This window comes from Paraburkholderia sp. SIMBA_030 (assembly GCF_046535245.1).
Lineage (GTDB): Bacteria > Pseudomonadota > Gammaproteobacteria > Burkholderiales > Burkholderiaceae > Paraburkholderia.
The window spans coordinates 1-22,517 of the sequence record NZ_JAWRXB010000004.1 but is presented as its reverse complement, the minus strand read 5'-3'; the positions used below and the strand labels follow the sequence as shown (position 1 = coordinate 22,517).

Sequence of the window (22,517 nt, the reverse complement as noted above, 5' to 3'; positions counted from 1 at the left end):
TGGACGATGCGTTCGCAGCGCGCAAAGTAAGTTTTCTGGCAGTTGTGGTCAAAGTTTCCGGGCAACGTGTGGTTGTGGACACAACGCCTTGATCGGAGCCGGTGCCGTCAGAGGATGAGGTTTTCGCCGGGCCGGCAGGCTGATCAAGTCATGTCGGCTCATTGAGTCACGCAACAAGAACTCAAGTGCTCGCGCTCGGCTGGTAATGAATAAGCGGCCGATGTAGTTCATATGATTCGTAGTACGACATAATCATAAAATAGGAATCTATATATGAGGAAGGTAGGGAGATTGTCTGGAAAAGAGGGACATCGACGCAAGGCCGGCCTGTTGGCAGCCATCATGTCTACTGCGACGCTGTACTTCGCCTCAGCCGCCGCGCAGTCGTCGATCACGCTTTTCGGCGTCGTCGATGAAGGAATTCGCTACACGACTCATGCGGATCCGCAAGGCGATTCTCGTGTGCAGCTCGCCAACGGCGCAAGCGAGAGCCTTTGGGGATTCAAGGGGACGGAAGACATTGGTGGCGGAACGAAGGTCGTATTTCAGCTGGAAAATCGCTTCTTCCCGAACACCGGGGCGACCGATCCCGCTTATCCGTTCTTCAATACGGCTTTTGTTGGCCTGCAGTCGAGCAGTTACGGAAAGTTGACCATGGGTCGTCAGATCAACCCGCTTTCTGACGCCGTACTGAGCGCCTTCGTGACCAATGCATGGCTGCCGACCTTCTACCAGTTTCGGCCGGAAGTCACGATGGCTCAGGGCGTGTGGACCAGCAACATGGTGAAATACGCGGTGCGATGGCAATACCTCACGGCTGAAGTGTCGTATGCGTTTGGTGGCAATGCAGGCGCATTTGGTTCGGGAAGTCAGATTGGGGCATCGATTCTCTATTTGCCGGGCGCACCATTGCGACTGGCTGCCGCATACCTGGACTCGCGCGATGCCGTGAACACTTCCGCGCACTTCAAATCCTGGACTGCTGGCGGGTCCTATTCGTTCGGAGATACGACAGTCAATGCCGGCTGGGCCGTGAACCGGCAGGACGCCGGGTTTGTCGGCAATTTCCCTAACGGTCCATTCACCCCACCGGAATTGTCCGCGCTTAAATTCAATACATTCAGTGCCCGGCAAATGTTTTTTGGTGGGGTGACGCAACTGGTAGGGGACGCGACTCACCTTTCTGCGAATGTATGGCGCACGATTCAGACCGGAAAGACGCAGGCGGCCGACGGGAACGCGACGCAGTTCCAGCTGCTCGCTGACTATAACTGGTCGAAACGCACGGATACCTATCTGGAAGCCGACTACTCGCTGTACCGCGGCGGAATGGTCGGTGCCCAGTTCCAGGGCATTAACGCCCTGAGTTCGGCATACGGCACGACCCAGCTAGGCATCATGGCCGGCATCCGGCATACGTTCTAGGCTACCTGCGGGACGGCGCGCGGCCCCAGGCGAGCGCCGACGGGAGCGATCATGGGTAATCCTGAAAGGACGAGAGGATGTCCTTCGAACATATTTCGATTCGACCATACCGGAGAACGATCGCTCCTTTTTCGGCCAGTGCCTTGAGCTCCAGCGACAGCGTCTGGCGTGTGATGCCGAGCATCATGGCCAAGGTGTCCTGCGAGACGCTGACGTTCTGGCGACTCTGCGGCCACGTTGTCACGTCGCCCGACGCGAGCAGCAGCAGGCGCCGGGCAACGCGTGCGCGCGTCGAGTGGAGGGTGGCATCTTCAACCATGCGATAGAGCCAATTCATGTGGATGGACTGCAACTCGGCGATGGCCCGAAGGAACGCTTGACTCTGCATCAGCTCGTCAAAGGCGGGTGTCCTGACCACGAAAACGGTTGATCGCTCGATCGCTACGACGTCACGCGCGCGCGGCTGGCGAACGGTCATGGAGGTCTGTCCGAACCAGTTGCCGGCTTCGATGACCGCCAGGATCGCCTCTTTGCCGTCTTCGCGCAGCGTGAAGGCTTTGAGTCTGCCGTTCTTGAGGCCACAGAAGCCGGTCGGCGTATCGCCGCGGCGGAACAGATATTCGCCAGGCTGCAGCGTCATCAATTCGCTTCGCTCGACAAGCGCCTCCTGCTCGACCGCAGGCAAGGAGCAGAACCACTGGTTTGTCCGCATTTCTTCGGACGTATCGGTCATGAATGCCATTTTGTAACGGTCAATGTGGACAAGTGCTGAATACGCGACAGGAAATCACAAGCGAGTGCGGCTTCCGACGCGTGCGTACCAGACCGCCGGGCGGTTGGTCGTCAACCCATTATCGGGTTCGGGCCGCTTATCGAGAAGATCAATTCATTCAATACGTGCGGAAAATTGCCATGCAAGGACAGCTCGCTCTCCATTCCACCAACTCACCCGGCTGGAATCAGCGTGGCTGCTACGTTCAGCGCTTCACGTGGACATGTTTCGAGCGGGACGATCGTATCAACTTGAGAAAGGCTTGCAAGATCGGCGAGGTGTCTTCGCGTCGATACAGGCAACTCAACTCGATCTCCCGCAACTGAGCTGACTTAAGCGGTCGATACACCACGCCGGGCAAGCGCAGGTTGACCGCTGACTCCGTCGTCACACACACGCCGAATCGGCTCGCAACCAGCGCGATGCACGTCACGACGTCCTCCACTTCCTGTTCAACGCGCAAACGGACGCCTTCCGCACGAAATGCGGCCGTGACCTCCTGAGCGAGCCCATGCACCGGTGCATTGGGGTACAGAATCATGCGCTCGTTGTCGAGGTCGAGCAGCGTCACGGTTTTCTTCCCGCATAGCGGATGCCCCTCGTAGAGCGCCACCAGAAACGGCTCGCGCTGTACCCAGTCGACGGCGATATCCGGTTCGTTCGGCACCAGCCGGTTAAAGCCGATCGTGATGCGCCGCTCCCGAAGCGCCGCGATCTGCTCCGCCTTCGACATGTTGTGCAAGCCGATTTTTACCTCGGGCCTCCCGGTATGAAAATCGGCGAGCAGTCGCGGAATCACGTTCAGGATCCCGGAGCTGAAGATGCCGACGTCGAGCCGGCCCATGTAGCCCTTGCCGGCGAGTTGGGTCTGTTCTTCGGCGCGACGGGACAGCGCCAGAATGTTCGGCACTTCGTCGCGCAGTGCACGACCCGCTTCCGTTAGTTCCGCCCCTTTGGTCGTACGGATGAATAACTGGGTACCGAGTTCTTCTTCCAGTGCCCGGATATTCCGCGTGAGCGGTGGTTGCGCCATGTGCAGGCGCTCGGCGGCTCGCCCGAAGTTCAGTTCCTCCGCGAGGGCCAGAAAATAGCGCATCTGCTTCAGTTCCATCGTCTCTCTTTCATGGATGTATGCCGAAAACCGGCGGAGTATCGAGTGCCCGGTTGGAGCCATACCGATACGGTATCAGGAATTTAAAAATTGGTATTGGACGGTATGTTCGCCTGGCGTGCATCATGGCTGCAACACGTCCAGCAGCGCATCGTCCGCAAAGTCCGTAGCGACTGAAAAGCCGGCGTAGCGCGCACACGATTGGAGACAGCATGATTATCGGCAATCAGAAAGACGTCACCCAGGCGGTTCTCGCAGAACTCAGCCGCGCGCCCAACGCGCGCTTTCGCGAAATCATGTCGGCCGCGGTGCAGCATCTGCATGACTTCGCACGCGACGCAAAACTGACTGAAGCTGAATTTCATCAGGCCTGCGGCTTCATCGCAAAGCTCGGGCAATTGTCGAGCGCATCGCACAACGAGGTGGTGCTGGCCGCTGGTTCGGTCGGCTTGTCATCGCTGGTTTGCCTGCTAAATAACGGCGATAACGGCCAGACCGAAACGACCGCAAACCTGATGGGGCCGTTCTGGCGCATGGACTCGCCCGCCACGCCAAACGGCGGCTCGATTGTGCGTTCGGCGACCCCCGGTGTGCCGATCTTTGTCGACGCGTGGGTGCACGATGTCGACGGCAAACCTGTGGAAGGTGCCGAAGTCGACGTATGGCACACGTCGGCCGAAGGCTTCTACGAAAATCAGGACCCGGAGCAGGCCGACATGAATCTGCGCGGCAAGCTGACCACGGATAGCGAAGGCCACATTGCTTTGCGCAGCGTAAAGCCGGCGGGTTATCCGATTCCGCTGTCGGGACCGGTAGGTGAATTGTTGCGCGCGCAAGGGCGCCACAACATGCGTCCGGCGCACATCCACTTCATGATCTACAAGCCCGGCTTCAAGACCCAGTTCTCGCAGGTCTATTCGAGCGACGATCCCAATCTCGATACCGACGTGCAATTCGGCGTGACGCAGGCGCTGGTGGGCCAATACGTGTTGCACGACAACGAGCCCACACCGTCCGACGATATCCAGGGGCCGTGGTATTCGCTCGCGCATCACTTCAGGATCGAAGCAGGCGAGGCCAAATTGCCGAAGCCGCCGATCACCGGCAAGGCGGAAGGTCCGCGCCCGGCGTGGTCCGTGCTGGAGCGCACGTCATGAGCGACGCTCAGCTTCAGCAGGCACTTCAGCAGGCACGTGAGCAGCTTGCGCCGGGCGGCGTTTTACGCGCGGCGATCAATCTCGGCAATACAGTGCTCGCGCAGCGTTCGGCTGATAACGGCGAGCTCAGCGGCGTTTCCGTCGACCTTGCACGTGAACTCGCCAGGCGGCTCGACGCAGAGGTGCAATTTGTCACCTTCGAAGCCGCGGGAAAAGTGTTCGAAGCGCTCGCCAGCAACGCGTGGGACGTCGCATTCCTCGCGATCGATCCGACGCGCGGCGAACAGATCGCCTTCACGCCGCCGTATGTGCTGATCGAAGGCGCGTACATGGTGCGCGATGCGTCGCGGTTCGTGCGTAGCGAGCAGGTGGACTGCAGCGGCGTGCGCATAACGGTAGGTGCGGGCAGCGCGTACGACCTCTATCTGACGCGCACGCTCAAAGAGGCGCGGATCGAGCGTCACGCCACCGCCGCCGAAGCGTTTGAGGCGTTCGTCACGCAGGGCTGCGACGCTGCTGCCGGTGTACGCCAGGTAGTCAGCCGTTATGCATCGACGCGTGGGGGCTTGCGCGTACTCGACGACAGCTTCATGACGATTCGCCAGGCGATGGGCGTGCCGAAGGATCGCTCCGAAGCAGCGCCAGCGCTCGCTGCATTCATCGAAGAAATGAAAGTTCAGGGGAACGTTGTCGCTTCGCTTGCGCTTAGCGGCCAGACGGCGGCAGTGGTCGCGCCACCCGCTGCACGCTAACCAGACGTCGCGTCACGCACACAGGAATGCTATGCCCATCATCCATATTTCACTCGTAGAAGGCCGCGACGATGCCGCCGTCAAGGCGTGCGTCAAGGCCGTGGCCCGCACGGTGCACGAAACGCTAGGCGCGCCGCTCAACACCATCCGCGTGTACGCGACGGTCACGCCGGCCGCGTATTGGGCCGTCGGCGATCAAACCAGGGACGAGCTCGCCGCAGCCGCACAGGAGAACGGAAAATGACACCCCATTCGATCGAACAAGCGGCCAACGCATTGGTCGAGGCCGGGCGTAGCGGCCAGTACATCGCGCCGTTGCGCGAGACCTACGAGCAGTTGACGATTGAAGACGCCTACGCGATTCAGCGCGCCAACACCGACCGGCGCGTGGCCGAAGGGCGGCGCATTGTCGGCTGCAAGGTCGGCCTGACCTCAGCGGCTGTGCAGAAACAACTGGGCGTCGATCAGCCGGACTTCGGCATGTTGTTCGACGACATGGGTTACGGCGACGGCGAACCCATTCCCGCGTCCATTCTGACTCAACCGAAGATCGAGGCTGAAGTCGCCTTCGTCATTGGCCACGATCTGCGGATGCCGAATCCGGGCCAGCTCGATGTGTTGAACGCCATCGATTACGCACTGCCGGCGCTCGAAATTGTCGGCAGCCGGATTGCCAACTGGAATATCCGCATTACCGACACGATCGCCGACAACGCGTCGTCGTCCGCGTATGTGCTCGGTAACAGTCCTCGCAAACTGTCCGAATTCGACCTTCGGCTGTGCGGCATGGTAGTGGAGCGGCGCGGCGAGCCGGTGTCGGTCGGCGCGGGCGCGGCTTGCCTCGGCAACCCGATCAATGCGGTGGTGTGGCTGGCGCGCAAGATGGCCGCGCTCGGTACGCCGCTGCTGGCGGGTGACCTGGTGCTGTCCGGCGCGCTCGGACCGATGGTGGCGGTGACGCCCGGCGACATCTTCGAGACGCGCATCAACGGGTTGGGCTCGGTGCGCGCCGTGTTCGAAGCCGATTCCACGCAAACCGCGAGCGAGGCACGCTAATGAACTCGATTACCGAATACGCGACGCTGCTCGACGACGCAGCGCGCTATGCAACCGAAGTCTCCCAGTTCGATCCCGAAGGCCGCCTGTCGCTGGATCGGGCCTACGAAATTCAATCCGCGTCGATCAAACGGCGGGTAGAGCGGGGTGAACGCCGCGTCGGCGTGAAGATGGGTTTCACGAGCCGCGCGAAGATGGTTCAGATGGGGCTCTCCGATGTGATCTGGGGTCGCCTCACCGCAGGCATGCAGATCGAAGAAGGCACCGCGATTGATTTCTCCCGCTTCGTGCATCCGCGCGTCGAACCGGAAATCGCATTCGTACTGAAGCATTCGCTCGAAGGTGACGTGACCGGACCGCAAGCGCTCGCCGCTGTTGAAGCGATTGCACCGGCACTCGAGATCATCGATTCGCGCTACAAGGATTTCAAGTTCACGCTGCCCGAGGTGATCGCGGACAACGCATCGTCGAGCGGCTTCGTGATCGGCGCGTGGTGCGATCCGAAGATCGACTTCAGCAATCTTGGCCTGACGCTCAATATCGACGGCCGTGCCGTGCAGGTCGGCTCTACTGCGGCGCTGCTCGGTCATCCGTTGCGTTCGCTGGTGGCGGCCGCGCGATTGTCCGCTCAGGCTGGCGAGCCGTTGCAAGCCGGCTGGATCGTGATGGCAGGTGGCGCGACGCCGGCCGAGTGGATCAAGCCCGGGCAATACGTGTCGGTCGACATGGAACAGCTCGGCAGCGCGGGTTTTCACGTCAAAGGGTAAGGCGATGCCGATTGCGGAGCGCGTCGTGGATGGCAGCGCGACGTTTCCCAAGGCATGAAGCAGGGTTCCGGAGAGGATATGACTGACAAGGTAAAGGTGGCAATCATCGGGCCGGGCAACATCGGCACTGATTTGATGATCAAGGTGATGCGCAACAGCAAACACCTCGAAATGGGCGCGATGGTCGGCGTCGATCCGAAATCGGACGGCCTCGCGCGAGCTGAACGCATGGGCGTGACGACGACGGCTGAAGGTATCGACGGCTTGCTGAAGCTTGACGTGTTCAAAGACATCGACATTGTGTTCGATGCCACCTCGGCAGGCGCGCACAAGCGCCACAACGACGTGCTTCAACAGCACGGCGTGCAGGTGATCGACCTCACGCCCGCGGCAATCGGACCGTACGTGATCCCCGCGATCAATCTCGAAGCCGAAAACGCCAGCAACATGAACATGGTCACCTGCGGCGGCCAGGCGACGATTCCGATGGTCGCTGCGGTGTCACGGGTCACGAAGGTGCATTACGCGGAAATCGTCGCGTCGATCGCGAGCAAGTCGGCGGGCCCGGGCACGCGCGCCAACATCGACGAGTTCACCGAGACCACGCGCAGCGCGATCGAAATACTCGGCGGCGCGACGCGCGGCAAGGCGATCATCGTGCTCAATCCCGCCGAGCCGCCGCTGATCATGCGCGACACGGTGTTCGTGCTGTCCGATCTGATCGATACGCAACTGATTGAAGACAGCATCGCGAAGATGATGGCGAGCGTGCAGGCCTATGTCCCCGGCTATCGTCTGAAGCAGAAGGTGCAGTTCGACGTGATCTCGCCGGAGCAGCCGCTGAACGTGCCGGGCATCGGTCCCAGGCACGGCCTCAAAACCTCGGTGTTCCTCGAAGTAGAAGGCGCCGCTCACTATCTGCCCTCGTATGCGGGCAATCTCGACATCATGACCTCGGCCGCGCTCGCGTGCGGCGACATGATGGCGCGTCGCCGGGTTACGGCCGGTATTGCGCGTGGTCACAAGGAGGCCGTGTAAATGACATCGCTCGATAGAAAACTCTACATATCCGACGTCACGCTGCGTGACGGCAGCCATGCGATTCGCCATCAGTACAGCATCGCGAACGTGAAGGCGATTGCATCGGCATTGGACAAGGCGGGCGTCGACAGCATCGAAGTCGCGCATGGAGACGGTATCGAAGGATCGAGCTTCAACTACGGCTTTGGTGCGCATAGCGACGTCGAGTGGATTGCGGCCGCGGCGGAAAGCGTCGAGACAACGAAGATTGCAACGCTGCTGATTCCCGGTATCGGTACGACCCACGATCTGCGCAACGCGTACGACGCCGGCGCGCGCGTCGTACGGGTCGCCACGCACTGCACCGAAGCAGACGTCTCGCGTCAGCATCTGGAATTCGCGCGCGAACTCGGCATGGACCCGGTCGGCTTCCTGATGATGAGTCACATGACCACGCCGCAGAAGCTCGCCGAACAGGCGAAGCTGATGGAGAGCTACGGCGCGACCTGCGTGTACGTGGTGGACTCGGGCGGCGCGCTCGGCATGAACGATATCCGCGATCGCTTCCGTGCGTTCAAGGACGCGCTGAAGCCGGAAACGCAGACCGGCATGCATGCGCATCACAACCTGAGCCTTGGCGTCGCGAATTCGCTGGTGGCGGTGGCGGAAGGTTGCGATCGCATCGATGCGAGTCTTGCGGGCATGGGGGCAGGAGCCGGTAACGCGCCGTTGGAAGTGTTCATCGCGGCTGCGGAGCGTCAGGGCTGGAATCACGGCTGCGATCTGTACCGGCTGATGGATGCGGCGGACGATCTGGTGCGACCGTTGCAGGACCGTCCGGTGCGCGTGGACCGCGAAACACTCGCGCTCGGCTACGCGGGCGTGTATTCGAGCTTCCTGCGTCATGCGGAAGTGGCGGCAGGCAAGTACGGGCTCAAAACCGTGGACATTCTTGTCGAGCTGGGCCGGCGCAAGATGGTGGGTGGTCAGGAAGACATGATCGTCGACGTCGCACTTGATCTGCTGAAACGGGTTGCGCACGAGCAGTTGCACGCCGAGCCGACCATGAGCGAAGCAGGCTAAACCAGGGGCAATGTGATGACACGGTTCTATTCTCTCGTGCCGCTCACAGCGATCGAGCTGACGCCGCCCGAACTGGTGGCGGCGGCGGGCCGCACGGGTTACGACGCGGTCAGTCTGCGCCTCAGCCCGTTTCGGGCGGGCGAGGCACAGCATCCGATGTTCGACAGCTCGCCGATGTTGCTCGAGACGGAAGCTCGCTTACGTGACACCGGTCTCGACGTGCTGGATATCGAAGTCATGCTGCTCACGCCTGAACGCGACGTGAAGGACTTCAAGCGTGTATTCGAGACGGCTCAGCGTCTCGGCGCGCGCAATGCTTTGACGCTGATCGATATTGCCGAGCGCTCGCTGGCCGTCGAGAAATTCGCGCAGCTTTGCGAACTGGCTGCACCGTTCGGTACTTCCTGCGCGCTGGAATTTGCGGCGTGGCTCGGTGTCGGCAGCATTCAGGCCGCCAATGCGATCGTCAGCGAAGCGGCGCAAGCCAACGGTGCGATTTTGCTCGATCCCTTTCACCTGATACGCAGCGGCGGCAAGATTGGCGACATTGCGGCCCTCGATCCCGCACGAATCAGGTACGCGCAATTCTGTGACGCCAGCGCGACGGAGCCCGCAACCACGGCGGCTATTTCCGACGAAGCGCGCTATGACCGCCTGTTGCCGGGCGAGGGCGGCTTGCCGCTGCGCGAGTTCGTCGCCGCGTTGCCGCCGGGCATTCCATTCGGACTTGAAGTGCCCAACCGCAAGCTCGCCGAGACGCTCGAACTGGACGAGCGATTGCGTCGGACGCTGGCTGCCGCAAAGCATGTTGTCGACGATTTGGGGTAAACGCCGTCGTCATATCGATTGGGTACGGCGATGCCGGAAGCGCTACTCCAGACGATCGTGCTCGTGGCTTGGCTAGCGAAGCGTGGATTTCGCAATTTTCACGGCGCACGGCCATTCAGGCTCCAATTGCTGCGGGCTATCCTGCTGCTTCTCAACTCCTCAACGTTTGCAGGGCTGCGCTATTCGCCGCCAGCCGTGAAAACTAGGCTGACGCCGGGGGAAATCAACGGCCAACGTATTCAGGTGGAGGCGACTACTGCGCGCGGTGTCCTTTGCCATCCGTAAAAGAGGGTTGGCAGCACAGCGTAGAGGTATCGAAGTCGATGGCGTTCTCTCCAAGGGACAGCCAGGCGTGTCATTTTCCGGGCGCGCGCGAACGTCTGCTATCTCGCGAAGCGAACATCTCTTTGGGGTTGAGAAATGGCACTCGCTTCCAATGAAGAGCCGGCGGATCCTCGGCCTTATGGAAAGCTTCGCACAAGGCCGATCACCGCCCGGTCAGCATCCGGAGGATTTTCTGTACGATGCGCTCATGCTGCTCCAACGCCTCATCGAGCGTACCTCCTCCATAGCTCTTGTTGTCTCGCGCCTGCATTCCGGCGATGCGCGTCACGAACAACAGGGCCTCCCCGGTACTCGTTTCGGACATACCGCGGAAGCGGGTCGTGACCGTCACGCCGGATTCTTCCAGCAACGTGCGGCGGAAAATCAGTTCATTCTCAGACATCCAGCGCGACCACTCGCTGCGGTCGAACACCTCGACAGGCCTGTTCTTCTCATCGAGGACGTAGAATCGTTCCCACCTGGGCGGGACAGAGCGGGATTTCATATTTCAATGGCAAGGCGGGAGCAGGAAGCCGATCGCCTCCTGCCACCAGGTATCGTCGACGTGCCCAATCCAGTCGTTATGTCCAGCCGCCTTTACGACCATCAGTTTTTTCGGATCGGCCAGTGCGTTGTAGAGCGCCTCGCCGAAGCGCGCGGGGACGATGGTGTCGCTTTCCGCAACCACGACGAGAACAGGGCGATCGAACGACGCCAGATGTGTCACGCTGTCGTATCGGTCGCGCAGCAGCCACTTCACGGGGAGCCACGGATAGTGGTAAGCGGCGACATGTTCGAGCCGATCCCATGGTGTGATGAGCAGCAAGCCGGTAGTCTTGTCGCGTTCGCGCGAGCCGGCCGCGGCCACCACGCCGGCCCCGAGCGATTCACCGATGAGCAGCAGCGGCGTGCCGTAGAGGCGATGCGCAAGCACGATGGTCTTTTGGGCATCGGCCACCAGACTCTCTTCGCCCGGCGCGCCGTCGCGTGGCCCGTAGCCAGGATATTCGGCGAGGATCACGCGTAGCCTAAGCCGGGTGAGCGCCGCGGCGTAGAACGAACGGTGCCCGGCGTGCCCTGCATTGCCGTGAAAGACGATGGCCGTGCCGCACGCCTTGCCGGCCGGTTCGGCCACGAGGCCCCGAAACGCCTCAGGTGTCGGCCAGGCGCGAAGTCCGCCGGACGCGAGGTCCTCGATTGCGGCCTTCTCAGGGAAGTAGATAAATCGATCCTGCAAGATGGCGACTCCTGCGAACACGGTCAGATACGCGACGGCGAGACGCAGCATCAACCCGGTGAATTTCATCGCATCGAGCCCGATCCATCAATCCCCGTTACAGTGCCGCGATGAACTCGTCCGCAATCGGGCACGGCAGTCAAGCGGAAGCAAACGGCCGCGCGTCAAGCGGATGCGTTGCTGCGCGTCTTGATGGTGCTGAGGTGTAAATAGCCCCGGCGGGTTGGACCGGGGCCGTCAAGTAGGTCAGTGCAGTTGTCGCTTCAGGTCAGAAAGTTCCGAATGCATCGAACTGACTGCATCCATGATCCTGGCATCGAGACTGCCGGCCTGTTGGCAAGCGCGCTCTGCACGATTACCGATCCGTTCGAGATCGTCGACACACTGCCGGATTCGATCTTCATCCTTGGACGACATGATCTTCTTTGCCGATTTGCATTCCTTATCGAGCTCATCCACCCAGTTCATCAAGTCCTTTGGAATCGCCGTGTCGGCATGGCAGGTCCGTGATGCTTCGCTGACGGTTTGCTGCAGATGAGTAAAGCGCTTTTGGATTTCACTGGCTTGCAACATGATGCCCCCTTTCTTGAACACCAGTTCCAGATGAATTCGGGCAGCAGATGACGGTGTGTTGCCCGTGCCACGGCCATTCGCCCGCTTCAATCGGCTGCCGGCGACGTTGCATTGCGTCAAAGCAGCACCCGAGCACGCGAAAGACGCGTTTCTAGTGTAGGTCATAAATCGCGGTAACGATCTCCGCTTGCGCATCGGCTACGGAATCTTCGACACGCTCACCATACCAGCAGGATTCCATAATAATTCGCTATGATGAACCTGATACGCGGATGCATCGGCGAGGTATTCGTAGGCACACTGCCACGCGCGGCCAGGCACAGCGAGGACGCCAGGGCGGCACTCAAGCCGGCAGCTTGCGGAACGAAATCGCGAAGCGGTTCCAGGCGTTGATCGCGGCGATCAGAAGCGTCAGATCGACCAGTTCTTCGTCGCTGAAGTGCGGGCGCACGGCGCTCCAGACCGCGTCGGGCACATGTTCGTGCGACACCAGCGTCACCGCTTCGGTCCATTCGAGCGCCGCGCGTTCGCGGTCGGTGAAAAACGGCGTCTCGCGCCACACCACCACGGTTGCCAGACGACGATCCGTTTCGCCGCCTTTGCGGGCGTCGGCCGTGTGCATATCGACGCAATACGCGCAGCCGTTGATCTGCGAAGCACGCAGGCGGACCAGTTCGGTCAGCGATTTTTCGAGAGCCGATTTGCCGACGCGTTCTTCGACGCCGATCAGTGCCTTGATCGCGGCGGGGTTAGCTTTGTAGAAATCGAGACGTTGCTCCATGATTCACTCCGGGGTTTGGGTTGCGCGCATCCAACGATGCGGTAGGTGAAGATTAGTCGCAAGACTGGCTTCAGGAAATCACCAGTTTTGGCTATTTTCAGGTAGCCACTTCACTGCAACTTTTTAGCCACGCTCTTCGCGCACCGGCGCCGCCGGTCGATGGTCCAAGCGACCATACGGTGCGTAATGGCATCGTTGCCGGGCTTTGGGCGATTCTGTATGGTGGGTCATCGACCTAGCCAAGAGATATCGAATGACGCCCCACGCAGATCAACTTCCGCAGCCGATTCGCTCCGATGTCCTGATCGTCGGCGCCGGGCCCGTGGGCCTCTTCGCCGCTTTCGAGGCGGGCGTGATCGGGCTGTCGTGCCAGATCGTCGATGCGCTCGGCAAGATCGGCGGGCAATGTACGGAACTGTATCCCGACAAGCCGATCTACGACATTCCCGCGATTCCGTCATGTACCGCGCGCGAACTGGTGGAGCGTTTGATGGTGCAGTGCAAGCCGTTCGACGTGCCCATCCACCTGGAACAGCGGGTCCAGTCGGTCGAACAGCGCGGCGACGGGCGCTGGACCGTGCGCACCGATCGCGGCCTCGCGTTCGACGTCGCGGCGATTCTGCTCGCCGCCGGCAACGGTGCGTTCGTCCCGCAGAAGCTGGCGCTCGCCGAAGCCGTACCGCTGGAAACGCGTCATGTGCACTACAGCGTGCCGCGTCTCGCCGATTTCGCCGACAAGACCGTCGTGGTGGCGGGCGGCGGCGATTCCGCGCTCGACTGGGCGCTTGCTTTGCGCAAGGTCGCGCGGCGCGTGACGCTGGTGCATCGGCGCAATGGCTTCAGCGCGGCGGATTCCAGCGTCGCTGCGATGCGGCGCGCGGTCGAGGCTGGCGAGATGGACTTTATCGTCGGTGCGATCTCCGGGTTGACGGTGCGGGACAACGCGTTGAAATCGATCGGACTGCATCATATCGACGGGCAAACGCAGCTCGAAGCCGAGCAACTCGTCGTGCTGTACGGGCTGGTTGCGGACCTGGGGCCGATCGCGCAGTGGAACCTGTCGATCCACGGTGGCCGCGTCGACGTGGATACCTCCAACTACGAAAGTTCGCGGCCCGGTATCTTCGCGGTCGGCGATATCGCCAACTATCCGAACAAGCAGAAGCTGATTCTGTCCGGCTTTCACGAGGCGTCGCTGGCGCTGCGCAAGGCTTATGCGTATGCGTTTCCCGAGAAGAAGCGGGTGCACGTTCACTCGAGCTACGACGCGAAGCTGGCGGAAAAGGTAGCGGCGGCGCACTGACGAGGCGGCGGTAGAAACCGGATGAGATGCAAAACCCCAGCGCCGGCGCGCAACACTTACCCCCGCCCACCCCGCGCGATCTCCTCGCCGGCCCCTCGTGGCATCCGCAAAGTAACCGGAATCGACGCGAACGAGCACAACCCCACTACCAGAAACGCCGGCCAGAAATCCGACCACGCGATCGCCGGATGCCCGTGCAGCACGCGCGAAATCTGCAGCACGATTCCGCCGATCGTTACCCCGAGCCCGAGCGACATCTGCTGCACCACGCTGCCAAGGCTAGTCGCGCGCCCCACATCGCGGCTGGCAATTTCCGCATAAGTCAGCGAGTTCAGACTGGTGAATTGCAGCGCAGGGAAAAAGCCGCCGAGCAGCACGACCACCCAGATGATCCAGACCGGCGTGCCGGGGAAAAACAGACCGCACGCCGCAATCGACAGCCCGGACAGCGCGGCATTGCCCACGAGAACCGAGCGGAAGCCAAAGCGATGCAGCACGCTCGAAGCGATCGCCCGCATGAACATGCCGCCGAACGCGGACGCGCAGGTGATGAGGCCGGATTCGAATGCGCTCATCCCGTGCCCCTCCTGCAACATTAGCGGCAGCAGAAACGGCAGCGCGCCGAGGCCGATGCGAAACAGCGACCCGCCGAGCACGCTCGCCTGGAAGGTCGGCACTTTGAAAAAACGCAAATCGAGCAACGGAAGGTTGACGCGCTGAGCATACGCGACGTAAGCCGCGAGCAGGACGGCGCCGCACGCGCACATGCCGAACGCGTCCCGATTCGAAATCAGCTCGCCACCGATCAGCGACAAGCCGAGCAGAAGCAGCACCGCGCCGGCCACAGACAGAAAGAAGCCGATCCAGTCGAGCGGACCGGGGTCTGGTTCGCGCGTGTTGGCGATATGCCGGTTGGTCAGATAGATGCCGAGAATGCCGATCGGCACGTTGATGAAAAAGATCAGGCGCCAGTGCAGATAGGTGGTGATGAAGCCGCCGAGCAACGGCCCCGCGGCGGGGCCGAGCATCGCGGGGACACTCAGATAATTCATCGCGCGGATGAAGTCGGATTTGTGCACGACGCGGAAGATGATGATCCGGCCGACCGGCACCATCATCGCGCCGCCCACGCCCTGGACGAAACGCGCGAGCGTGAAGGTGGCCAGCGAGTTCGACGCCGCGCACAGCAACGACCCGGTCACGAAGATGCCGATCGCCGTGCGGAAGATGGTGCGCGCGCCGAAACGGTCGGCGAGCCAGCCGCACACCGGAATGAAAACGCCGAGGCCGAGCACGTAACTCGTTACCGCGATCTTCAGCGTGACCGGATCGCGGCCGAAGTCACGCGCCATCGCCGGCAACGCGGTAACGATCACGTTTGCATCGACACTTTCCATGAACATCGCGCACGCGACGATGAGAGGCGCAATCAGAGCTTTCTGGGCGAGCGTCATGGAGGCGGGCTGCGGCGGGCTGGCGCGGGCAAAGGTGTGATTATTGCACCTGTACGGTGCGGGTTGCTAATAAGCCGGCGGTCTGATGCGGTCCTTTTTTGACGGTGTACTAGCGGATGTGACCGGGGCACAACAGCCTGAGCGCATGTTTATTTTTTGTTGCGGTGCGGCATCAGGAGACTATAATCGGGTTATTGCCTAGGTATAAACCCTATATAGGAGTCCACGATGAACACCGCTTCCAACACCAAGACTGCCCGCGCTGCCACCGTCGCCGCTAACAGCACCTGGCTCGGCAAACTGCGCGCCCTCGCGTTGCGCGCGCTGAACCTGCATCTACAGACCTGCGCTGTGCTCGCCGAAGCGCATCGCCGCCCGCAGTAAGCGCGCGGTAGGCATAGCAATCGCGGTCATTGCCGCACTCGCGGTAACGGCCGCGCCGGCCGGCGGCTGAAAACAGGCGCACGGGATCAGCGCCCGCGCACGTCCTGGCGGTAGGGAAGGCTGGGAATCAACGGCTGGGAATCTCGAACACGAGGCAGGTCGTTGTGGCATGCGCGTACAGTGTGCCGTCGGGTCCGACGAGGCGCGCTTCCGCCGTCGCCAGTTGGCGTCCGCAATGAATTACCTTGCCTTCCGCACGCACGCGCTGCACGCGCGGCGTCAGCGCTTTCACGTAGTTCACGCTCAGCTCGGCCGTGGTGTAGCCGCGGCCTGGCGGCATCATCGTATGCACCGAGCAGCCTAGCGCGGAATCGAGCAGCGTCGCGATCCAGCCGCCATGCACGGTTCCCAAGGGATTCAGATGCTGCGCGAGCGGCGTGCCCTGAAATACCGTGTGTCCCGCATTAACTTCGACGATCGTGAAGTCGAGCGTGCGCGCGATCGCGGCGTACGGCAGCTCGGCATTCATCATGGCCTGCATGATTTCGAGGCCGCTCTTGCCCGCGACCTGTTCAGGCGTTGCAACGCCGGGGCCGGGGCCAGCGTTCATTTTCGCCAATACTTCCTGCTCCTGCGCGAGCCAGCGTTCGAGTTGCTGTTCGTTCGTCAATCCGTGTCTCCTGTCCCAGTGGAAAGCATGCGTCGTCATTCGATGCATTGCCGTCGATTAGAGCATCAAAACGCGTCGGGCCGCTCGAGGGCCGCCTCTGGAAGCCATCTGCGAAGTATTCAGTCGAGCCCTTTCGAAGCTCCGCCGCTTCAGGATCATCGCGCGGCTTAAACGGGCAGGTCCAGCAGGCAGACCTAGCGCAATTGCGATGTTGCCGACCGCGCGTCATCGACATGATCTCGAATCTTCATCTCCCCGGTCGCAATTAGCGTTTAGAATCCTGCCCCCTGTGCGATTCTGTGGTCGACACCGGCAGGCCAGCCGGCAATTTCGACCGTTTACCAACGCGTATTACGTCGCCAGGCACGCCGCCGAGCCGTCGGCCTTATTTCGCTTTGCCTTCCCCGGCCGCGATAAATCCCTACGCACCGCCTTACGTTGTCAACCTTTTCGAGATTGTGCCGTTATCCATTTGTAATCGCCGTAGTAGGGCGACGCCGTGGCAGACGACCCGTCGCTGCGATAGCAAGCCAGCACCAAGCAAGGCCGCACTGACCTATGTTCCACCGATATAACAATAAATCCGACCGGCTAGGCGCGATGTTCGACCGTGTATCGAAGACGCTCGGCAACCGGGGCATCCTCTCGCCTGTGCTCGCGCTCGTCATCTGCGGGCTGCTGCTGATCGTCTTGCAGCATCTGTCGCAAGCTGTCGACTACCGCTCGCTGATACGCCAGTTGTGCCACCTGAGCGCGGCCGAATGGGCCGCGTCGCTTGGCGCGACCGCGCTCAGTTACGTCGCGCTGGTCGGCCGCGATGCGATCGGCCTGCGTTACCTCGGCGCCGTGGTGCCGCGCGCGGCGTTGTGGATCGGCGCGACCGCCGGTTCCGCACTGGGCAATGCGACCGGCTTCGGTGCGTTGACGGGCGGGGCGGTACGCGCGCGCGTCTATGGCGTCGCGAGCGTCACGCCCGCGCAGATCGGCCGCATGACGGTGTTCACGAGCGTCTCACTGGCGCTCGCGCTGGTGCTGATGACGGCGCTCGGCATGGTGTGCGCGGCCGGTCCGCTTGCGTCGATGCTGCATCTCGCGCCGCTCGCGCTCGGCTGGAGCGGCGCGGCGCTATTGGCCGTGCTCGGCCTCGCGGCCGCCGCGTGCCGCAGCGAAACGCGTCCGATCCGCACGCGCTGGCAGTGGCTGTCGTTCGATATTCCGGCGCGCCGCGATCTGCTCGCCCAGCTGGGCCTCGCCGTACTCGACGTGGTGGCCGCGGGCCTCGCGCTGTGGGCGCTGCTGCCGCATGCGGACGTGAGCTTCGTGACCTTCATCGCGGTCTATGCCGCTGCGATGCTGCTTGGCATGATCGGCCACACGCCTGGTGGTGTCGGTGTGTTCGAAGCGGCGATGGTGTTCACGCTGAACGGCAGCGTGCAAACGCATCAGATGGTCGCGGCGCTGCTCGCGTATCGCGCGATCTACTTCGGCGTGCCGCTGATCGTGTCGGCGGGACTGCTCGCCGGCTTCGAGGGACGCGCGCTGAAACGCCGCTTGCCGTTGCATCACGCGGCGCAAGCGTCGAAACTCGCGCCGCTGTTCCTGAGCCTCGTGACCTTTGTGGTCGGCGGCATGCTGGTGATCTCCAGCGCGACGCCCGCGTTCTGGCAACGCATTCAGATTCTGCGCGACGTGCTGCCGCTGTGGGTGCTCGAAAGCTCGCAGATGCTGTGCAGCGTGCTCGGCGTGCTGCTGCTGTTCGTCGCGCGCGGTTTGCTGCGGCGCCTGGATGCCGCGTGGTGGATGACATTGCTGCTGGCGGTGCTGAGCCTCGCGCTGTCGCTGACGAAAGGTCTCGCGTTCGTCGAAGCGGGCGTGCTCGGCATGCTGATCGCGCTGCTGTTGTTGACGCGCGGTCGTTTCAACCGTCATTCGTCGCTGTTTGCCGAGCGCTTTACGTCCGGCTGGCTGGTATCGGTGGCGATGGTGCTGATGCTGGCCGTGTGGGTGATGCTGTTTGCGTTCCGCGATGTGCCGTACACGCAAGATCTGTGGTGGCAATTCGCCTTCGACGAACGCGCGCCGCGGGCATTGCGCGCGACGCTGGCCGCGAGCGTCTTCGCCGCCACTTTCGCGTTCTGGCAGTTGCTGCGCCCGGCGCCGGGCCGCTTCGTCAAGCCCGCGCAAGAAGATCTGCTGGACGCGGCGCGCATCGTGCGCGCGCAGGAGCGCAGCGACGCCGGTCTCGCGCTGATGGGCGACAAGAGTTTCCTGTTCTCCGAGTCGCGCGAGGCCTTCCTGATGTACGCGAAAAACGGCCGTACGTGGGCGGCGCTGCACGATCCGGTCGGTCCGCGCGAAGAGTGGGCCGGCCTCATCAGCAAGTTCGTCGCGCTCGCGCACACGCACGGTGGCCGCGCGGCGTTCTATCAGGTGCGGGCGAATGCGTTGCCGTTGTATCTCGACGCCGGCCTCACGCTAATGAAGCTCGGCGAAGAAGCCCACGTGGTGCTCGACGATTTCGACCTGAAGGGCTCGCATCGCGCGCATCTTCGCTATGCGCTCAAACGCGGCGAACGCGATGGCTTTACCGTCGAAGTGATCGATCAGGCCGACGTGCCCGCTGCGATCGAGACGTTGCGGCAGATTTCGGACGGCTGGCTCGACAGCCGCGACGCGCGCGAGAAAAGCTTCTCGGTGGCGGCGTTTACCGACGAGTATCTCGCCGCGCAGTCCGTCATGCTGGTGCGCCAGAACGGCGAGCCGGCCGCGTTCGTGACCTTCATGACGACCGATCTGAACACCGAAGCGACAGTCGGCGTGATGCGTCACGTCGAGGCCGCATCGCCGTATGCGATGGAATATCTGTTCACGCAGCTGGCGCTGCATCTGAAGCAGGCAGGTTTCCGTTCGCTCAGTCTCGGCATCGCGCCGCTCTCCGGCATGCAGCCCACGCCGCTCGCGTCGCGCTGGCACCGGCTGGCGGGAATCGTGTGGCGCTTCGGCGGCCGCTTCTACAACTTCCGCGGACTGCGCGCTTTCAAGAGCAAGTTCCAGCCGCATTGGGAGCCGCGCTATCTCGCGGCGTCGGGTTCGATGGGCGTGTTCTTCACGCTGGCGGACCTGTCATTGCTGGCAGGAGGCCGGCGTTCATGACATTGCATCCGGTTTTCAGGCTCGCCGTAGCGGCGAGCCTCGTTCTTTGCGGCGCGGGCGCGCAAGCGGCCGCCACCGTATCCGGTGGCCGCTACGGCGACGTGTCGGTCACGCAGCCGGTTGGCCCGTTGCGCGGCTTCGTGGTGCTGTACTCGCAAGCGGGCGGCTGGAGCGCCGCCGATCAGCAGAGCGCCGATGCGCTCGCCAAGGCCGGCGCGCTGACGGTCGGCGTGGATACGGCGCGTTATGCAGCAAACCTGAGCGCTAAAAAAGAGGCGTGCCATCAACTGGTAGGCGACGCCGAAGCGTTGAGTCACCAGCTTGAACGGCAATCGCAATCGAGCCGGTATTTCGCGCCGATCGTCGCCGGCACCGGCCAGGGCGCGACGCTCGCGATGCATGTGCTCGAGCAGGCGCCGTCGAACACGATCGCCGGCGCGGTCGCGGTGGATGGAGAGCGCGATCTGGACCCGCGCTTTCAACCGTGCCCGCCGGACCCAACGGTGATTCGCGACAAGGTGCCGGGCTTCGTCGAGACAGCCTCGACAGGCACGGCCGATCGCGCGCGCCTCGTCGCGTTGATCGCGCCGCATCTGCGCGCGGTGTCGGCGAACGAGGACGACGTCTCCGATCTGCCGCTGATCGAGTTGCCCGCGGCGCATCCGAACGGGCTGATGGCGATCGTGATCTCGGGCGACGGCGGCTGGCGCGATCTCGACAAGACCATTGCCCAGGCCTTGCAGAAAGACGGCGTCTCGGTGATCGGCCTGGACAGCCTGCGCTATTTCTGGAGCGAAAAGACGCCCGCGCAGACGAGCCGCGACCTCGCGCGCGTGATGCAAACCTATGGCGCGCGCTGGCATGCGAACCACGTTGCGCTGGTCGGCTATTCGTTCGGTGCCGACGTGATGCCGTTCGCCTATAAGCGGTTGCCTGACGCGCTGCGCGCGAAGGTGTCGCTGATCTCGCTGCTCGGCTTCGCGCCCGACGCCGATTTTCAGATCCGTGTCGGCGGCTGGCTCGGCATGCCGGCGAGCGATAAGGCCCTGAAGGCGCAGCCGGAATTGACCCGCGTGCCGCCTGCGATCGTGCAGTGCTTCTACGGCGAGAATGAAAAAGACACCTTGTGTCCGGCGCTGGCCAGCACCGGCGTCGAAGTCGTTCGCACGTCGGGCGACCATCACTTCGGTCGCGATTACAACGCGCTGGAACGGCGCATTCTCAGCGCCTTCAGAAAGCAAAGCGGTATACGCGAATAAGTACGCTGCATGAAAGCGCCGCCGATTTGCGCGTCGCGCAGGCGCAGCAGCACTCACCTTGCGCTGAGGTTTGCGGCGCCGGTGGCGGTGCCGCGATGCGTTGTAGTCGAGGCGCGAGCAACAGGCAATGACGCACGACGTGCTCAGGTGCTTGTAGTCGAGGCGCGAGCAACAGGCAACGACGCACGACGTGCTCAGGTGCCAAAGCCAGATCGATAAAGCGGGGATTGACAAAGCCGGCCAGGTCAACGAAGATCATGCGCCATGAACTGCCTCGACATCCGTATTGCGCTGATTATTAGCACCATTCATCGAATGGTGGGTTAGCGCGCGTCTGATAGCAGTGACATCAACCCGCCCCACGAGGCGGGTTTTTTTATGGCCGTCTCCTGGGTGTCTCTGGTGATTTTTCTTTGCCACATAGGAGCTTGCCTTGCCGCTATACGAACTCAAACAGGTTGTCGAAGCCGCTGACAGCGTGGCTCTCAGGCACGACTACCTGAAGAAAACCCTGACCGCGCGCGTCTACGACGTGGCCCGCGAGACCGAACTCGAGCGTGCGCCGAATCTGTCGGCACGGTTGCGCAATCCCGTCTATCTGAAGCGCGAGGACAACCAGCCGGTGTTCTCCTTCAAGGTGCGCGGCGCATACAACAAGATGGCGCATATTCCGGCCGGGGCGCTGGAGCGTGGGGTGATTACCGCGTCGGCGGGCAATCATGCGCAGGGCGTGGCGCTGTCGGCGGCGCGCATGGGCGTGAAGGCGATCATCGTCGTGCCGGTGACCACCCCGCAGGTGAAGGTCGATGCGGTGCGCGCGCATGGCGGCCCGACGGTCGAAGTGGTGCAGTTCGGCGAGTCGTATAGCGATGCGTACGCACATGCGCTCACTTTGCAGGAAGCGCGCGGGCTGACCTTCGTGCATCCGTTCGACGATCCGTATGTGATCGCCGGCCAGGGCACGGTCGCGATGGAGATTCTCAGCCAGCATCAGGGGCCGATCCACGCGATCTTCGTGCCGATCGGCGGCGGCGGGCTGGCGGCGGGGGTGGCCGCGTATGTGAAATCGGTGCGCCCGGAGATCAGGGTGATCGGCGTGCAGACGGACGATTCGTGCGCGATGGCGGCGTCGCTGAAAGCCGGCGAGCGCGTCACGCTGAATGAAGTCGGCCTGTTTTCGGACGGCACGGCGGTGAAGCTGGTCGGCGAGGAAACCTTCCGCCTGTGCCGTGAATATCTCGACGACGTGCTGCTCGTGGATACCGATGCGCTGTGTGCCGCGATCAAGGACGTGTTCCAGGACACCCGCAGCGTGCTGGAGCCCGCCGGCTCGCTCGCCGTGGCGGGCGCGAAACAGTACGCCGAGCGCGAGGGCATCGAGAACCAGACGCTGATCGCGATCACGTCC

At 62.4% G+C, this 22,517-nt stretch carries 22 protein-coding genes; 14 read left to right on the top strand and 8 right to left on the bottom strand.

Annotated elements, in window-relative coordinates:
• Window positions 1–273: 273 nt before the first annotated feature.
• Window positions 274–1,425, top strand: a complete 1,152-nt coding sequence (locus tag SB772_RS07610; protein ID WP_410832668.1) for a porin — start codon at window positions 274–276, stop codon at window positions 1,423–1,425.
• Between the two features lie 49 nt (window positions 1,426–1,474).
• Here the strand turns inward: SB772_RS07610 and SB772_RS07605 are convergent, their stop codons facing one another.
• Together SB772_RS07605 and SB772_RS07600 are read right to left on the bottom strand one after the other, a co-directional pair.
• Complete coding sequence (locus SB772_RS07605; RefSeq protein ID WP_410832667.1) at window positions 1,475–2,167, bottom strand: Crp/Fnr family transcriptional regulator; 693 nt, start codon at window positions 2,165–2,167, stop codon at window positions 1,475–1,477.
• Between the two features lie 235 nt (window positions 2,168–2,402).
• The gene (locus SB772_RS07600; RefSeq protein WP_410832666.1) at window positions 2,403–3,308 is read right to left on the bottom strand and encodes a LysR substrate-binding domain-containing protein; all 906 of its coding nucleotides are present in this window, start codon (window positions 3,306–3,308) and stop codon (window positions 2,403–2,405) included.
• 212 nt (window positions 3,309–3,520) lie between these two features.
• Between SB772_RS07600 and SB772_RS07595 the strand changes: the two genes are divergently transcribed.
• The 8 genes from SB772_RS07595 (at window position 3,521) to SB772_RS07560 (ending at window position 9,971) form a co-directional block, all read left to right on the top strand.
• Window positions 3,521–4,465 (top strand): dioxygenase, encoded by a 945-nt coding sequence (locus SB772_RS07595; RefSeq protein WP_410832665.1) that lies wholly within the window; start codon window positions 3,521–3,523, stop codon window positions 4,463–4,465.
• Window positions 4,462–5,217 (top strand): transporter substrate-binding domain-containing protein, encoded by a 756-nt coding sequence (locus SB772_RS07590; RefSeq protein ID WP_410832664.1) that lies wholly within the window; start codon window positions 4,462–4,464, stop codon window positions 5,215–5,217. The genes SB772_RS07595 and SB772_RS07590 overlap by 4 nt, the downstream gene beginning before the upstream one ends.
• A gap of 31 nt (window positions 5,218–5,248) precedes the next feature.
• Entirely contained in the window at window positions 5,249–5,461 is a 213-nt protein-coding gene (locus tag SB772_RS07585; RefSeq protein WP_410832663.1) for a tautomerase family protein, read from the top strand.
• A complete protein-coding gene (locus SB772_RS07580; RefSeq protein WP_410832662.1) occupies window positions 5,458–6,273 on the top strand; it encodes a 2-keto-4-pentenoate hydratase in 816 nt (271 codons plus the stop codon). Before SB772_RS07585 ends, SB772_RS07580 begins: the two co-directional genes overlap by 4 nt.
• Complete coding sequence (locus tag SB772_RS07575) at window positions 6,273–7,040, top strand: 2-keto-4-pentenoate hydratase (protein WP_410832661.1); 768 nt, start codon at window positions 6,273–6,275, stop codon at window positions 7,038–7,040. The genes SB772_RS07580 and SB772_RS07575 overlap by 1 nt, the downstream gene beginning before the upstream one ends.
• A gap of 78 nt (window positions 7,041–7,118) precedes the next feature.
• Window positions 7,119–8,078, top strand: a complete 960-nt coding sequence (locus SB772_RS07570; RefSeq protein WP_410832660.1) for an acetaldehyde dehydrogenase (acetylating) — start codon at window positions 7,119–7,121, stop codon at window positions 8,076–8,078.
• Entirely contained in the window at window positions 8,079–9,143 is a 1,065-nt protein-coding gene (gene dmpG, locus SB772_RS07565) for a 4-hydroxy-2-oxovalerate aldolase (RefSeq protein ID WP_410832659.1), read from the top strand.
• Between the two features lie 15 nt (window positions 9,144–9,158).
• Window positions 9,159–9,971 (top strand): sugar phosphate isomerase/epimerase family protein, encoded by an 813-nt coding sequence (locus SB772_RS07560; RefSeq protein ID WP_410832658.1) that lies wholly within the window; start codon window positions 9,159–9,161, stop codon window positions 9,969–9,971.
• A 487-nt stretch (window positions 9,972–10,458) separates the two neighbouring features.
• Here the strand turns inward: SB772_RS07560 and SB772_RS07555 are convergent, their stop codons facing one another.
• The 4 genes from SB772_RS07555 to SB772_RS07540 form a co-directional block, all read right to left on the bottom strand.
• Window positions 10,459–10,800 carry a hypothetical protein gene (locus tag SB772_RS07555; protein WP_410832657.1) on the bottom strand — a complete coding sequence of 114 codons (342 nt, stop codon included), beginning with the start codon at window positions 10,798–10,800 and terminating at the stop codon, window positions 10,459–10,461.
• A 3-nt stretch (window positions 10,801–10,803) separates the two neighbouring features.
• Window positions 10,804–11,601, bottom strand: coding sequence for an alpha/beta hydrolase (locus SB772_RS07550; protein ID WP_410832656.1), 798 nt, complete (start codon window positions 11,599–11,601; stop codon window positions 10,804–10,806).
• A 177-nt stretch (window positions 11,602–11,778) separates the two neighbouring features.
• Window positions 11,779–12,105, bottom strand: a complete 327-nt coding sequence (locus SB772_RS07545; RefSeq protein WP_410832991.1) for a hypothetical protein — start codon at window positions 12,103–12,105, stop codon at window positions 11,779–11,781.
• A gap of 343 nt (window positions 12,106–12,448) precedes the next feature.
• Window positions 12,449–12,886 carry a carboxymuconolactone decarboxylase family protein gene (locus SB772_RS07540; protein ID WP_410832655.1) on the bottom strand — a complete coding sequence of 146 codons (438 nt, stop codon included), beginning with the start codon at window positions 12,884–12,886 and terminating at the stop codon, window positions 12,449–12,451.
• Window positions 12,887–13,139: 253 nt separating this feature from the next.
• Between SB772_RS07540 and SB772_RS07535 the strand changes: the two genes are divergently transcribed.
• Window positions 13,140–14,189, top strand: coding sequence for an NAD(P)/FAD-dependent oxidoreductase (locus SB772_RS07535; protein ID WP_410832654.1), 1,050 nt, complete (start codon window positions 13,140–13,142; stop codon window positions 14,187–14,189).
• Between the two features lie 56 nt (window positions 14,190–14,245).
• Here SB772_RS07535 and SB772_RS07530 read toward each other — a convergent pair whose 3' ends face one another.
• Entirely contained in the window at window positions 14,246–15,643 is a 1,398-nt protein-coding gene (locus SB772_RS07530) for an MFS transporter (protein WP_410832653.1), read from the bottom strand.
• 228 nt (window positions 15,644–15,871) lie between these two features.
• On the opposite strand from SB772_RS07530, the gene SB772_RS07525 reads away from it, so the two are divergent.
• Entirely contained in the window at window positions 15,872–16,027 is a 156-nt protein-coding gene (locus tag SB772_RS07525; protein ID WP_410832652.1) for a hypothetical protein, read from the top strand.
• A 127-nt stretch (window positions 16,028–16,154) separates the two neighbouring features.
• Here SB772_RS07525 and SB772_RS07520 read toward each other — a convergent pair whose 3' ends face one another.
• Window positions 16,155–16,637 (bottom strand): PaaI family thioesterase, encoded by a 483-nt coding sequence (locus SB772_RS07520; protein WP_410832990.1) that lies wholly within the window; start codon window positions 16,635–16,637, stop codon window positions 16,155–16,157.
• Window positions 16,638–17,297: 660 nt separating this feature from the next.
• On the opposite strand from SB772_RS07520, the gene mprF reads away from it, so the two are divergent.
• From mprF to ilvA, 3 genes are all read left to right on the top strand, one after another.
• Window positions 17,298–19,850 (top strand): bifunctional lysylphosphatidylglycerol flippase/synthetase MprF, encoded by a 2,553-nt coding sequence (mprF, locus tag SB772_RS07515; protein WP_410832651.1) that lies wholly within the window; start codon window positions 17,298–17,300, stop codon window positions 19,848–19,850.
• Window positions 19,847–21,109, top strand: a complete 1,263-nt coding sequence (locus SB772_RS07510; protein ID WP_410832650.1) for a virulence factor family protein — start codon at window positions 19,847–19,849, stop codon at window positions 21,107–21,109. The genes mprF and SB772_RS07510 overlap by 4 nt, the downstream gene beginning before the upstream one ends.
• A 433-nt stretch (window positions 21,110–21,542) precedes the next feature.
• Window positions 21,543–22,517, top strand: a 975-nt coding sequence (gene ilvA / locus SB772_RS07505) for a threonine ammonia-lyase, biosynthetic (protein ID WP_410832649.1), incomplete at its 3' end; no start/stop codon positions are given.